Genomic DNA, 12,949 nt, shown 5'->3' with positions numbered 1-12,949 from the left:
TGCTTGATGGGCAATACAGCAAATCAGGCGCTATTAATTTATAAGGTACTGCACCGCTTAGGTCAATCATTCACTCAGCGGCGTACGGCGGTTGATCTCCTCGCGGCTGCGGATTGCAATGGATTCATCCTCTTCGCTGTATTCCACTAACAGCTCTTTTTTCTTTAACATCATCATGCATTTAGCGATAGCCTGCTGGATTGATTCATTCCCCATCTCCACAAAACTGCCATCTTCAACTTGTGAAAATAGGTACTCGCGGATCAGGTTGTCCAAGGTTTCTTTCGGTAAGGTTTGTAGCGCGTCAAATGGCACTAACATGGCGAATACTCCTGCAAAAAGTTGAGCACACGGTGTTCTAAATAATAACGCGGCCGCCACGGCGTACCACCATTAATAAACCCCACATGGCCGCCATGTACGGCTAATTCATAGTGCACTGTGGCGGGCAGGTGTCGGGTATCTGGAATGACCGACTCACTCATAAAAGGGTCATCCGCGGCATGTAGAATCAACGTCGGTATCGCGATCTGCGCCAACAGCGGTTTGGCGCTGGCGCGCTGGTAATAGTCATCGGCACCGGCAAACCCATGCATGGGCGCGGTGATGCGATCATCAAAGCGATAGAAGGTATTTAACGCGCTTAAGCCTGGCATCGTCAACGATGGATGGCGCTGCTGTTTTAACTGCATTTTGCGTTGTAACTGCTTCAGTAGATGACGTTGATACACCCGCGAAAAACCGTGCTCCAGCTTGCGAGCACATCCCGCCAGTTCCAACGGCGCTGACACCACGGCTGCCGCTTGTAGCAGACAGTGCTCACCTTGTTCGGCGAGATATTTGGCCAACACATTGCCACCTAAGCTGTAGCCAACGGCCCACAATGGCTGCTGTGGCGCGTCTTGTTTAATGCGGCTGAGAGTGACGTGCAGATCGGAAGTATCACCGCTGTGATAACTGCGCGGTAGGCGGTTGTCCTCTCCAGAGCAGCCACGGTGATGGTGCACCACGGCATTGAGCCCTAACTGCTGACACTGCAACAGCATACGCCGTGCGTAATGAGACTGTGCGCTGCCTTCGAGCCCATGCACGATCACCACGGTGGCGGCATCGGCACGACGTGGCACTAACCAATCGAGATCGATAAAATCGCCATCGGCCAGCTCCAATCGTTGCCGTTGCAGCGCTGGCAATGGCTGTTTAGTTATCACTGGCAGAATGGTTTGTATATGGGGATTGCGCGCCCACCAAGGCGGACGAAAATGGCTGGCAGTCATAGTGTGTTCAACGTCGGTCACTCAAATTATCGCGCTGTACTTTACCAGTAAAGCGGTGGCAATATCACGTTTAACTGTGGTCAGTCGCTTCGCGCCGCCACATTGAACGCAAAGCGTGCTTCGCGTGGGTCTTGGTAGTCGTCAAACTCGGGCACTTGGGTGCAGTGCAGCCAATAACCGAATTGAGCAGTTTGCTGATGTTGTAATGCCACTATGGCGACTTGGTAGTTACCGCGCGGCAACTGCAGCCGACCTGCTTTGTTGAGTGTTTCACCTTGCCACGTTTGATAATCGATAACATCGATATCGGCGTGAAAGTTGGCCGCTTGCCAGCGATTCATCATGCCGGACGTCACCGCCCAGAGGCCTGCATCGTCAGCGATGCTGAGGTTAAAGGGCGCATATTGTGTGATGTGTTGCCAGTGTTCATCCGGTGCTTGCTGACAAAATATCTGATATTTCATCGCGTTAATTTCGGGAATAGGGAGCCAAGCGCCAGTGGCCAGACTGTCGAGATAGAGCGCGTGCTCATCGCTAAACAGATCGAGTAGCTTTTGCTTGCGCACTCGGTGAGCTTTAAGAAAGCTGCCTAAAGCGGAGGAATTGAAAAACGCGATGCCATAATCGGCGAGGGCTAGTTCAAACTGCTGCAACAGAAAATCCTTTTCTTTGAAAACGAAAAAGCCGCTAATCAGCGGCATAGAAATACGATGAATGGTTACGCTTGCAACTGCGGAAACTGTTGCTGATCGATATTGAACAGCGATAGGTAATCGCTCAAGTTGCAGTTATCTTCCGATATTTCTGGCGAGATAGCTTCAAGCTGGTGTGAGACAAATTGCTGGCCTTTGCGCTCGAGCATCAGTTCGACGTCTAACATCTGTTGATATTCAGTCGCAGCCACATTGCTTTTTGAGAGTTTGCGCAAGCGCCTAAATGGAGTGAGCACCCGCGATTGCCAACCATCGACCTGCTTATGCAGTTCCTGCCAAGTATCATGCGGTAAGCCAATCTGCTTTTGATCGAGTACAAAAGCAAGTAACAGTAGGTTGGCGATTAAGCCGTACTGATCCTGTAACTGAAGGCACACCTGTTCCAAGGTTGGATAGATAGATTCACACTCTTCCCATAATGCGGGATTAAATACTGACATGCCTGCCACTTCGTATAATTCCTTCTACTTCTTTTGACCTTGCCTTCAGCTGGCTTAGTGGACTAAACGTCACTGGTCACGCTGAGTTCATAAGGTGTTTAGTTTTAAACACTAAAGGTCAATAGCCCAAGGTGAGTCTTCCTACAAAATATCGGCTTGTTGCTCAATGTTGTCAATCTGCTCTTGCAGCTCTAACCATTGCAACTCGCTTTCTTCCAGCTGTTGCTGTAGCTCAGTACGCTCAGCTAACACTTCCGTTAAGGTAGCTTTGTTTTGCGCTTCATACAAGCTGGTATCTGCCAGTTTTTCTTCAAGCTCGGCCAAGCGTTGACTGAATTTTTGCTGCTGGGTTTCAAACTTAGCTTGTTGCTTTTTCAGCGGTGATAATTTCTGACGCAGTTCCGCTTCCAAGCGCTTCTGCTGCTTTTTATCTTGCTGTGGTTTGCTGTCGTCGACACTGGTCGGTGCCGCTTTGGCCGCCTTGGCGGCATCGAGTAACCACTGATGATAGTCATCCAAATCACCGTTGAAGCTCTCTACATCGCCGTTATCAACTAAGTAGTAATCATCACAGGTTAACCGCAGTAGATGACGATCGTGCGACACGATGACCATAGCGCCTTCAAATCCTTGCAGCGCAACGGTAAGCGCATGACGCATATCCAGATCTAAGTGGTTGGTGGGTTCGTCGAGCAGCAATAGGTTAGGGCGTTGCCATACCAGCAGCGCTAATACCAAACGGGCTTTCTCACCGCCGGAAAATGGCCGCACGGGGGCCAGTGCCATATCACCGTGGAAACCAAAACCGCCGAGGAAATCGCGCAGTTCTTGCTCGCGAGTATCTGGCGCAAGGCGTTGCAGGTGCATCAGCGGCGTATCGTCCAAGCGTAAATATTCGATTTGATGCTGGGCAAAGTAGCCGATTTTCAGGCCGGGGTTCGGTTCATATTTACCACGTTGTGGCTCCAGCTCACCCGCCAGTAGTTTGATCAGCGTGGATTTACCTGCGCCGTTACGTCCCAGCAAACCGATGCGGGCACCGGGGACTAAATTCAGATGTACTGAGTTGAGAATAGTGACATCGCCATAACCCACAGCGACTTTCTCCATCGCCACTAACGGATTGGGCAAGGCATGGGGCGCTAAAAACTCCATGTGGAATTCGCTATCTGCCTTAGCTGGCATCAGCTCAGCCATTTTCTCCAACGCTTTTAAGCGGCTTTGGGCTTGGCGCGCTTTACTGGCTTTGTAGCGGAAGCGATCCACAAACGATTGCATATGCGCACGTTCGCGTTGCTGGCGTTCAAAGGCAATTTGCTGTTGTTCCATGCGCTCAGCGCGAATGCGTTCAAAGGCGCTGTAGTTACCTTTGTAGTAATTGAGTTGCTGGTTTTCCACGTGAATGATTTCATCCACAACACCGTCGATAAAATCGCGGTCGTGGCTGATCAGCACCAGCGTGCCTTGATAGCTCTTGAGCCAGCTTTCCAGCCAGAACATGGTATCGAGATCTAAGTGGTTGGTGGGTTCGTCGAGCAGTAATAGGTCTGAACGACACAGCAGCGCCTGCGCCAAGTTCAAACGCATGCGCCAACCACCGGAGAAACTGCGCACTGGGTTGCTTTGCTTGTCTTCACTAAAGCCCAGCCCCGCTAACAACATGCCGGCGCGAGCGCGAATACTGTAGCCTCCCACTGCATCTAATTTGCCGTGTAAGTCGGCAATTTTGTGGCCATCATTATCTGCCTCAGCTTGGGAGAGCAGTTGTTCTAGCTGACGGAATTCTCGGTCGCCATCCAATACATATTCCAATGCGGAGACGTCCAGCGCTGGGGTTTCCTGCGCCACGGTGGCAATTTGCCATTGGCTTGGCACTTGGATTTCACCCATATCCAGTTGCAACTTGCCCATGATCAACGCCAGCAGTGAGGATTTACCTGTACCATTGGCACCAACTAGCCCCACTTTGTGGCCAGGATAAAGGGTCATGGAGGCGTCATTGAGCAGTGTTTTACTGCCACGGATCAGTTGAGCTTGGGAAATGGTGATCATCTACGGCGTCAAATTCATGGTCTGGAAAATTGAGCGCCGATCATAGCCTAGACCCCACTTGCAGTGCTACCGTTCAACGCAAGGAAAAACTGCCGTGATAGCGACGAATGTGGCAAAATGCCGCCATTCGATTGCTAATGCCCATAAACCCTATGACCAGAAAACGATTTGTTGCTGGCGCTAAATGTCCTAAGTGCCACGCTCAAGACAGCATAGTGCTGTTCAAAGAAAACGGTATTGAAACCGTAGAATGCGTTGAATGTGATTACCGCGAACAGCAAACAGAAGCCAAAGTCAGCCAGAAAGCCAAAAGCGAAGTGATCGGTTTATTCAAGCCGGAGTAATACCTACGCCGAGTGAGTAACTGCCCAATAACTGGGGCGGTTAAGCGTTGCAGCAGCTAGCGCGGAATGTAGTGTAGGTAAGGCAGGAGATATGTCCGTGTCGTCCTTCTTGCTGAATAGCTCCCGCGCTGTCGCTGCTAGACAGCTTCATTTAAATAAACGCGCGCATCTGGCTTGCTTAGTGGATTAAACATCACTGACGGCGCCTCGGTTATAACGCGTTGACCGACAATCACACACGCGAGGTGCTCAGCCACTAGCATTGTTCGCAATGGCGGTGGTTCGCCTGTGGCTGCGTTGCCAATGTTTGGGGTTTTAAGTACTTTAGGAAGCTTGCGTTTGTGGGCGGCTTCAGACCGTTTGCGAAAGATGGCATTGGAAAACAATAATGGAATGCCATCTTTATGAATAATAAGGATAATTATGCCAAGCCTTATCAGAATTATACTGATTGATACACACTTGCCCGGCGTGGTTGAACTGCGTCTTGATGGCCATACCAACATCTGCGGTACCAATGCTTCAGGTAAAACGACTTTGCAGCGTTTGGTGCCCGTTTTTTACGGCGAATATCCCAGCCGCGTGGTGCCGTCCACGCGTGACAGCTTTGAACGTTGGTACTTACCGCACGAAGCCAGCTACATTATCTACGAATACCAAAAAGCCGACGGCCATTTTTACCAAGCGATTATGGCTTCTGCGGGGGACGGCAAAGGGGTGAACTACCGCTTTGTCGCCAAAGAGTTCGAGTTAGACGATTACGTTAAAAGCCGCAACGGTGACACCATTCTGTGCCATCCGATGGGTGAGTTGCGCAGTGTATTCAATAAGCTCAATGTGCCTTATACCAACTTGCTTAATACCCGCGAATACCGCGCCATTATCCAAAATGATCGCGGTCTACTAAGTAGCGGCAGCAACCGTACCGAGCTGCGTAACTACGCCCGCACCTTCTCATTGTGTGATGCTGAACATTCGCTGCGCCACATCGAAAAACTCGCCAAAGCGGTGCACTCGAAGGAGGGCAAAATGGAGACGATCAAATCGATGATCGCCGCTATTTTGGAGGAAGATGGGGTGAATCCGCCAACGTCATCAATCAATCCGCAGCGGGTGGAAAGCTGGATTCGAGAAAGCCAGTTGATTGCTGGCTTCGACAAAATTCGCCCAGAATATGAAAAACTTGAGCAGGAGTTTAACGAGTTGCAAGCCGCCGAGCTGCGGCTGGCAAGTTTGGCGGGTGGTTTCCGTAACGACGAAGTGCTGCAAAGCGAGCGCGCAGAGAAAGAACAAACCCGTGCGCAGGAGCTAAACCTGCAACTGAAAATGCTCGATGAGCAATGGAAAGAGCAGCGCGATGAGCTGAGTCTGGATCTATCCGCCGCCAAAGGCGATGCCAGCAATGTTGAGCAAGAGCTGGACAACATCGAAAACCAGCAAGCCGCCTATTTGGATGCCGACATCGAGCAAGCGAAAGCGGATCTGGAGCAACTGCCACACTGGCGCAGTGATTTAGAAAACCTCGGCGAACGCCACAAACTGCTGACAGAAAAACACCAAGACGTCGAAGCGGCCTACAACGCCCGCCGCAGCAAAATTGGTGAGCAGCTTAACCGCGAGCTGGAAAAACTGCACAGTGAGCAGGACGAACAACGCGCCGCGCTCGACAAGCAGAAGCAACTGGCCAGCGATGATTTAGCCGCCGTTGATAGCTACTGGCGTGAGCAGATGGATGCCGGTAAACAGCGTCATCAGCAACAGCAATATGACTTAAAACTGCAAGCCGCCGAGCTGAAACTAAAAGTCGATAGCGTCACCTACACCGAAGAGGAAAAGCTGTCGCTGGCTGTATTCGATGAACGTATTGACCGTGCCGATGCCGAGCAAGAAGCGGCAAACCACAAGGTTGAGCGGCTAACGGCCGACGAGCGCAAGCTCAAAGCCGCGCGCGAACAAGCCACCGAAACCCTGCGGTTGGCATCGCTGCGGGTTAACGATCGCCAAAACGAGCTGGAAGAGATCAAGCAGATGCTGTTCCCGCAGTCGCACACGCTGTTGGAATTTTTACGCCGTGAGCAACCGGGCTGGGAGCAAGCGCTCGGTAAAGTGATCAACCCCGAGCTGTTGTATCGCACCGATCTGCATCCGGTCTCTGGCGAGATCACCGAATCGTTGTTTGGGTTGCAGTTGGATCTCAAAGCGATCGATCTGCCCGCGTATGCCGCCAGCGAAACCGAGTTGCGCATTCGCCTTGCCAGTGCCGAGGAAGCGCTCACCAGCGCTGAAGCATCTAAGCAGCAAGCGGAAGAACAACTAGTTGAAGCCAACAGTGCTTTAGAGCAGCTTAACCGCGAACTGACCTTTGCCCGTACCAGTTACAAAAATCTACGTGATGATGTGCGCCGTTTGTTTGAAGAGCGCCGCAACACTCAAGCCGACATCAACAAAGCGTTGGCCGAGCGCAAAGCGCAAGCGGGTAAACGCCTGACCCAACTCGACCATGAGCTAAAACAACTGCACAACCAACATTTAGATTGGTTAGAGCAGCAAAAAGAGCTGGCGCTGGAAGCGCGCATGGAAAAACAGGTGTATTGGCAAGATGTGACTGGCGCGATTGAGCAGCAGTTGCAGCATCTGCGTGACAGCATCAACCAACGTCGTGAACGCGCGAAAGAAGAACAAAAAGCTTGCGAAACTTGGTACCGCAATGAGCTGAAATCACGCGGTATTAATGAAGATGACATTGTGGCACTGAAACGGCAGATGCGTGATTTAGAGGCGCAGATCGCCAAAGCGGAGCAGCGCCGCAGTGAAGTGTTACGTTACGAAGATTGGTATCAACATGTGTGGCTCGTCCGTAAGCCAAGCTTAGTGACCGCTCTTGCTAAAGCCAAACAAGCCGTAGCCGATTTGGATACGCAGTTAAAACAACGTGCTCACGAAGTGAAACAGCGTCGCCAAGAGTTAGAAACGGCTCGACGCCAATCGGATGCGGCGCAGGTAGAAGCCTCGGAATACCTCACCAAACTGCGCAGTTTGCTGCGTAAACTGAGCGAGTTAAAACTGCCACGCACCAGCGAAGAAACGCCGGGCAGCTTGGCGGAACGTCTGCGCCAAGGCGAAGACTTGCTACTCAAGCGTGAACATATGCTCACCGAAGTGAAGCAATATGTGGATCACTTCGACCAAGTGATCGCCAGCAAATCAGGTTCTAGTCTGTCTGAAACGTGGGAGCGCTCACGTGAAGGTGCCGCCTACGTGACCGATAAAGGTATTCGTCTGCTCAATTACCATAAACTGGTGCCGGAGCTGGGCTTGCTGCTGAACGAAATGGTGCCGCAAGTGGTCACTGGTCTACGCGAACAGGGGCGTAACTTTGGTTTGAACCTCAACGCGTTCTATGACGTGTTGGCGGATATCGACCGCCGTATTGCCTCGCAAAGTGCCCGTATCACTCGTGAAGTGGGTGAAGAGCTGTTCCTCGAAGGCGTGTCAGATTCTGCGGTGCGTATCCGTTCACGCATCAGTGAATTGGAGTTTTGGCCGGAGCTGGAAACCTTTGTTAAAGCGTTCCGCGCTTGGAAAGCCGATGGCTTCAGCACGCTGCCAAATGAGCATTACACCGACAGCATGCGGCGCGCGCTGGATATTATCGGTCGCTCGGCGCTGACCGGCGGCATCGCCAAACTGCTGGAGATTGAGCTGCGCTTGAAAGAGGGCAACTCTGATTTGGTGATCCGCACCGACCGCCAACTGAACGAATCTTCTAGCCACGGTATGGCTTACCTGATTTTGTGTAAGTTCCTGCTGGCATTTACCCGCTTGTTGCGTGGCAAAGCCAATGTCACTATTCACTGGCCAATCGATGAATTGGGCACGCTGCACCACAGCAACGTGAAGAAGATTTTTGATGCCTGTGAAAACAATGACATCAGCGTACTTGGTGCCTTCCCGAACCCAGAATCTGAGGTGCTTGGCCTGTTCGTTAACCGCTATATCATCAATAAACAAACCCGCAAGCTGCAAACGGTGAAACCGAAAGTGGACCCGATTGCCGAATTGCTGAAACAACGTCAAGCCGCTGAAGGAGTCGCACCATGAGTGAAATAATTGCTACCGGTGAGCTGATTGAACGTCTGTTGCGCGGTGAGTTTATCTGCCGGACTACCTTTGAAGATGGCTGGCGCGCGCTGAAAAGCCCAGCAACGCTCGATAAAGTAGAGAACTACCTCAACCAGATCAACCGTACCGTGGCGCAAGCGGCGGAAGGCGAGGTGTTTTTTGCCGGTTACGTCAGCCTTGGCGAGAACGAGCGCAAAGTGATTTCGGCACAGTTTCGCGAGATCTGCCAATCGCTGATCCCGCTGGTGGAATGGCTGGTGCTCGTGCAAGAAGCTAGCGGCCAAGATGCGCCGTTGTCGCAAGGCGCACCAGTGCGCTTAACTGAGCTGCAAACCCGTATTGAAGATACACCAGCGTTTCGCGAGCAACTGGCCAAACTGAGCCAATATCGTTTGTTTGGCTCCAGTGCTAGCAGCGTCGATGGTCAGATCAAGTTGGTGTTTAAGCGTTTGGTCGAACTTGGTTATCTGATCAAACCTAACCCAGAGAAGCAGATCTTTATCGCGACTGGCAAGCTGGATTATCTCTACGAAGTGATCCGCTTTATTGATGAAACCGAAAGCCTAAGCCTCGAAGCGCAAGCCGAAACCGCCACCCAACGGGAGCTGATCTGATATGAGCAATAACCTGCATCAATCCGGGGTTAAGCTGCTTAGATTGCTCGGCCGTAACGCCGAGCTGGTGATGGACGCTTACCTCAACGGCAGCGTGGATGAGCAGACATTAGAACCCGCCACGGTTAATAAGCTCACGGAAAATGGCATTTTGTGGCGGCCTGAGCCGAACGAACCGCTACGCTTATCGCGCAATGTGCGGGCGCTGTTGGAAGATGGCCTCAAAGATGAGCGCAACCGCCAGATCAACGCCAACGTCGGCTCGGCGCTGGCGACCATTAAAACCCTTGCTGGGCATTACCGCGAAGCGCGCGGCAGCGTCGATTACAGTGCTGCCGAAGCCTATTTGGCAGATCTATCTGAGCAAGTGTTCAGCTTTACCGAAAGCCTGCGTTATTCGGTGCGGGTGCTTTGGGGCCGCATCAACAACGAGTTTGGTTATGTCGGCTCGCTCAGTGCCAAAATCCGCGAAAACGAGTTAGCCCAAAGCCAAGTGACCGAACTGCTCAACGGCTTGGAGATGTTTGAGTTTGCCGAACTCAGTGAACTGGCGGGCGACATTCGTGAGTTGCGCCGCTTGCTGGTGACGAGCTTGCAAGAAACGCTGACCAACTGCGCCCAAGAGTTGAGTGTGGTGCAAAGCCGCTTATTGGAGTTGCTGGGGCGTTTCCGTCAAATCCAAGGCCGTACGCGCTTACTCAAAGGTTGGTTGTTGTTTACCGATCTGCATCCTGAATATGAAGTGGCCGATCACGTTGCGCACAAGCAGATCCCCACACTGTTTAATCAAGCGGAAGCCTTGTTGGCGCCAGCCGCTGCCGATGTGCATAACATTCACCACGAAGCGGATTTAATGCAGGTGGTGGCGAGTATTCGCACCATTAGCCGTGAACAAACCACGACGGTCGTGGCTGAGCCAACGACAGTTGAGCTGGTAGAGAATGAAGAGTTTGATATTCCGGATAACCCACTGAAACAAGCGGTAGAGCAGTATTTCTGTGCGGTGATTGAATCGGGGCAGAATCAGTCAGCACTGGATTACCTCAGCGCACAAGCGCTGCCGTGGGATAGGGAAAGTTGGCTGTTCCAAGTGATTGGCGGTTTTGAAGGGCTCAGCGACGAGCATAAGCAGTTCTTTGCGCTCGAACCGCTCGGCATATCGCATGATGTCTATACCGGCAACTTTATTATTCAGGACGTTGAAATCGGTTTGCGTTAAGCCTCGTGTGGCGTGAGTTAGGGCAGCTTGGCCGCCTTACTGAATGTGACCTAGGCACGCTTTACAATGCAGTAATTGCGACAATTTGTCCTAGCATGCTTGTTTAGCTGTGGCTAATGTCATTATTTATCTTTTTGACGGTGTTATTCGTTCGCTAAGGCCGTTAGCCTATGCTAGAAATGCGATGCCGCAATAGCGGAAACACCGACTCTAGCCCATTGATGGCGCGGTATCACACGGCGTAGGCAAGGGCGTGAAAAGATTAATAGCAAAGATTCAGAATTAAGGATTGAGTAATGCTAAGACGTGAATTTTTAAAAGGTGCTGCGGTTATGTCAGCTGCTGGCATGGTAACACCTGTGATGGCGAGCGCTGTTACCGCTGGTGCAGCTAAGCAAGATACCGTTGCTGCTCGTCGTCGTTTCACTTTGGCTCAAGCATACGACGTCAAGCCGCCAATGGGCTCGGCTGGTAAAGTGAATTTGTGGATCCCACTGCCAGAAAATACCGAATTCCAAAAGCTGAATCATATGGATGTGAAAGGCAATCATGATGATGCATATATCACTGTAGAGAATAACTACGGTGCTAAAGCCTTATTGGTGACTTGGAAAGATTCTAAAAAGCCAATGAAGCTCAATGTTGAGCTGGATATCTCTACCGAAGATTGGGAACCTATGGCCAGCGGTGCATTAGCGTTCTATCGCGCACCGAGCGAAATTGCGTATCCAACAGATGTACAACGTTATCTGCAACCCTCAGCCCACATTCCAACTGACGGTATCGTTAAGAAAACTGCCGATAAAATTGTTGGCAATGAAACTGACCCATTGAAAAAAGCCCATAAAATCTATCTATGGGTGAGTGAAAACATGGAACGTGACAACAGCGTAGTAGGTTGTGGTCAAGGTGATGTGCGTGCCATTTTGGAAAGCGGTAAGTTGGGCGGCAAATGTACTGACATTAACTCAGTATTTGTGGCACTAGCTCGCGCTGTTGGTCTACCAGCACGTGAAATGTTTGGTGTGCGTTTGGGCCAAGCAATCAAGATGGGTAAATACTCGAAAGCCTTTGGCTCTGCCGATGATAAAGGCGTAGCAAGTGAAACCGGTGGCCAACATTGCCGCGCTATGTTCTTCCTTGCTGGTTTCGGTTGGGTGCCGGTTGACCCAGCAGACGTCACTAAAATGCGTTTGGCTGAAAAAGCAAAACACACGGATGACAACGTGCAAGCCGTCAATAAATACCTGTTTGGTAACTGGGAAATGAATTGGGTTGGTTTCAACTATGCGCGTGACTTTGAGCTGGCTCCTGCCGCGGCGCAAGGTAAAATGAATAACTTCGGTTATCCATATGCAGAGGTTGATGGTGATCCACTCAACTACTACGATGCAAAAGCTTTTGCTTATGACTACCGCTCAACCGAGCAACGCTAAGGGATTATTGGCGACCATGGCGGCTGCGATTGCGGCGGCCGTGGCGTCCAGCTTATGCTGCATTGGACCGCTAATCTATTTAGTGTTTGGTGTTTCAGCGGCCAGTGTCGCGGGATTATCCCAGTTTGCTTGGTTGCAAGTGCCGATGTTGCTGTTATCTAGTGCACTGATTATTGCTGGATTTTGGCGCTTATATTTTGCCAAACGCCCGGTGTGTAGCGGTCGCTTCAGTCGTGGTCGTATGCTGGTGCTGTACTGGATAACGGTGCCCATTGTGCTGGCATTTCAGCTGTATCCTTACGTGTTGCCTTGGTTATTGGAGTGATGTTGATGAAACGTTTTCTGTTATTGAGCCTGTTGCTAGTGTCGCCACTGACATGGGCCGCCAACGTTAAAGTGGTGATTGATATTGCCGCCATGCATTGCCCTTTGTGTGTCACCATGGTGAATAAGGCGTTGCGTTCGACTGATGGCGTTATTAGCGCCAAGTCATCGCTAAAAACCCGTCAGGCTGATGTGGTTGTCGCTGAAGGTTATGATACCGATAAGTTGCTAAAAGCGATTGCCACTACCGGTTATGAAGGCGTAATTAATCACACTGAGCCGCCAGTATAAACGGCGTTGTACCACAAAAAGCGATGTCTTAGACATCGCTCAGACTGCTGACAAAGTCCTGGACGTCAATCTAGGACTTTGATCTAATGAAGTGAGTTGATTTGAAGGCTCACGCTT

At 51.1% G+C, this 12,949-nt stretch carries 12 protein-coding genes; 7 read left to right on the top strand and 5 right to left on the bottom strand.

Translation table 11 applies throughout. The features are described 5' to 3' along the window. Positions 1-66 precede the first annotated feature (66 nt). The 5 genes from ACN0TT_RS03580 to ACN0TT_RS03560 all read right to left on the bottom strand — a co-directional run bounded on the left by ACN0TT_RS03580 (position 67) and on the right by ACN0TT_RS03560 (position 4,482). Positions 67-321, bottom strand: coding sequence for a YheU family protein (locus ACN0TT_RS03580; protein ID WP_417760773.1), 255 nt, complete (start codon positions 319-321; stop codon positions 67-69). After that, positions 315-1,277 (bottom strand): hydrolase, encoded by a 963-nt coding sequence (locus tag ACN0TT_RS03575; protein WP_417760772.1) that lies wholly within the window; start codon positions 1,275-1,277, stop codon positions 315-317. The genes ACN0TT_RS03580 and ACN0TT_RS03575 overlap by 7 nt, the downstream gene beginning before the upstream one ends. Positions 1,278-1,357: 80 nt before the next feature. Continuing rightward, positions 1,358-1,930, bottom strand: coding sequence for a hypothetical protein (locus ACN0TT_RS03570; protein ID WP_417760771.1), 573 nt, complete (start codon positions 1,928-1,930; stop codon positions 1,358-1,360). A 65-nt stretch (positions 1,931-1,995) separates the two neighbouring features. After that, entirely contained in the window at positions 1,996-2,430 is a 435-nt protein-coding gene (locus ACN0TT_RS03565) for a TIGR02444 family protein (protein ID WP_417760967.1), read from the bottom strand. Positions 2,431-2,571: 141 nt separating this feature from the next. Then, positions 2,572-4,482, bottom strand: coding sequence for an ABC transporter ATP-binding protein (locus ACN0TT_RS03560; RefSeq protein WP_417760770.1), 1,911 nt, complete (start codon positions 4,480-4,482; stop codon positions 2,572-2,574). A gap of 152 nt (positions 4,483-4,634) precedes the next feature. On the opposite strand from ACN0TT_RS03560, the gene ACN0TT_RS03555 reads away from it, so the two are divergent. The 7 genes from ACN0TT_RS03555 (at position 4,635) to ACN0TT_RS03525 (ending at position 12,832) form a co-directional block, all read left to right on the top strand. Continuing rightward, positions 4,635-4,826: a YheV family putative zinc ribbon protein gene (locus ACN0TT_RS03555; protein WP_417760769.1), complete on the top strand. Its 192-nt coding sequence runs from the start codon at positions 4,635-4,637 to the stop codon at positions 4,824-4,826. Between the two features lie 423 nt (positions 4,827-5,249). After that, on the top strand, positions 5,250-8,927 hold the full coding sequence (locus ACN0TT_RS03550) for an ATP-binding protein (RefSeq protein WP_417760768.1): 3,678 nt from the start codon (positions 5,250-5,252) through the stop codon (positions 8,925-8,927). Continuing rightward, on the top strand, positions 8,924-9,562 hold the full coding sequence (locus ACN0TT_RS03545; protein WP_417760767.1) for a hypothetical protein: 639 nt from the start codon (positions 8,924-8,926) through the stop codon (positions 9,560-9,562). Before ACN0TT_RS03550 ends, ACN0TT_RS03545 begins: the two co-directional genes overlap by 4 nt. A gap of 1 nt (position 9,563) precedes the next feature. Beyond that, a complete protein-coding gene (locus ACN0TT_RS03540; protein ID WP_417760766.1) occupies positions 9,564-10,781 on the top strand; it encodes a phosphoenolpyruvate carboxylase in 1,218 nt (405 codons plus the stop codon). 296 nt (positions 10,782-11,077) lie between these two features. Further along, on the top strand, positions 11,078-12,217 hold the full coding sequence (locus ACN0TT_RS03535; protein WP_417760765.1) for a transglutaminase domain-containing protein: 1,140 nt from the start codon (positions 11,078-11,080) through the stop codon (positions 12,215-12,217). A gap of 16 nt (positions 12,218-12,233) precedes the next feature. Continuing rightward, positions 12,234-12,542, top strand: coding sequence for a mercuric transporter MerT family protein (locus ACN0TT_RS03530; protein WP_417760966.1), 309 nt, complete (start codon positions 12,234-12,236; stop codon positions 12,540-12,542). A gap of 5 nt (positions 12,543-12,547) precedes the next feature. Continuing rightward, a complete protein-coding gene (locus ACN0TT_RS03525; protein WP_417760764.1) occupies positions 12,548-12,832 on the top strand; it encodes a heavy-metal-associated domain-containing protein in 285 nt (94 codons plus the stop codon). Positions 12,833-12,949: the final 117 nt, after the last annotated feature.

Source organism: Shewanella sp., from assembly GCF_048265805.1.
GTDB lineage: Bacteria > Pseudomonadota > Gammaproteobacteria > Enterobacterales > Shewanellaceae > Shewanella.
The sequence above is the reverse complement of the archived record's forward strand: the minus strand, read 5'-3'. Positions and strand labels throughout refer to the sequence as shown.

What these genes read in the sequence shown, in the direction of transcription:
- ACN0TT_RS03540 (WP_417760766.1), top strand. Translation starts at nt 9,564, where the DNA reads ATGAGCAATAACCTGCATCAATCCGGGGTTAAGCTGCTTAGATTGCTC.
- ACN0TT_RS03565 (WP_417760967.1), bottom strand. Translation starts at nt 2,430, where the DNA reads ATGTCAGTATTTAATCCCGCATTATGGGAAGAGTGTGAATCTATCTAT.
- ACN0TT_RS03550 (WP_417760768.1), top strand. Translation starts at nt 5,250, where the DNA reads ATGCCAAGCCTTATCAGAATTATACTGATTGATACACACTTGCCCGGC.
- ACN0TT_RS03560 (WP_417760770.1), bottom strand. Translation starts at nt 4,482, where the DNA reads ATGATCACCATTTCCCAAGCTCAACTGATCCGTGGCAGTAAAACACTG.
- ACN0TT_RS03525 (WP_417760764.1), top strand. Translation starts at nt 12,548, where the DNA reads ATGAAACGTTTTCTGTTATTGAGCCTGTTGCTAGTGTCGCCACTGACA.
- ACN0TT_RS03555 (WP_417760769.1), top strand. Translation starts at nt 4,635, where the DNA reads ATGACCAGAAAACGATTTGTTGCTGGCGCTAAATGTCCTAAGTGCCAC.
- ACN0TT_RS03530 (WP_417760966.1), top strand. Translation starts at nt 12,234, where the DNA reads ATGGCGGCTGCGATTGCGGCGGCCGTGGCGTCCAGCTTATGCTGCATT.
- ACN0TT_RS03575 (WP_417760772.1), bottom strand. Translation starts at nt 1,277, where the DNA reads ATGACTGCCAGCCATTTTCGTCCGCCTTGGTGGGCGCGCAATCCCCAT.
- ACN0TT_RS03535 (WP_417760765.1), top strand. Translation starts at nt 11,078, where the DNA reads ATGCTAAGACGTGAATTTTTAAAAGGTGCTGCGGTTATGTCAGCTGCT.
- ACN0TT_RS03580 (WP_417760773.1), bottom strand. Translation starts at nt 321, where the DNA reads ATGTTAGTGCCATTTGACGCGCTACAAACCTTACCGAAAGAAACCTTG.
- ACN0TT_RS03545 (WP_417760767.1), top strand. Translation starts at nt 8,924, where the DNA reads ATGAGTGAAATAATTGCTACCGGTGAGCTGATTGAACGTCTGTTGCGC.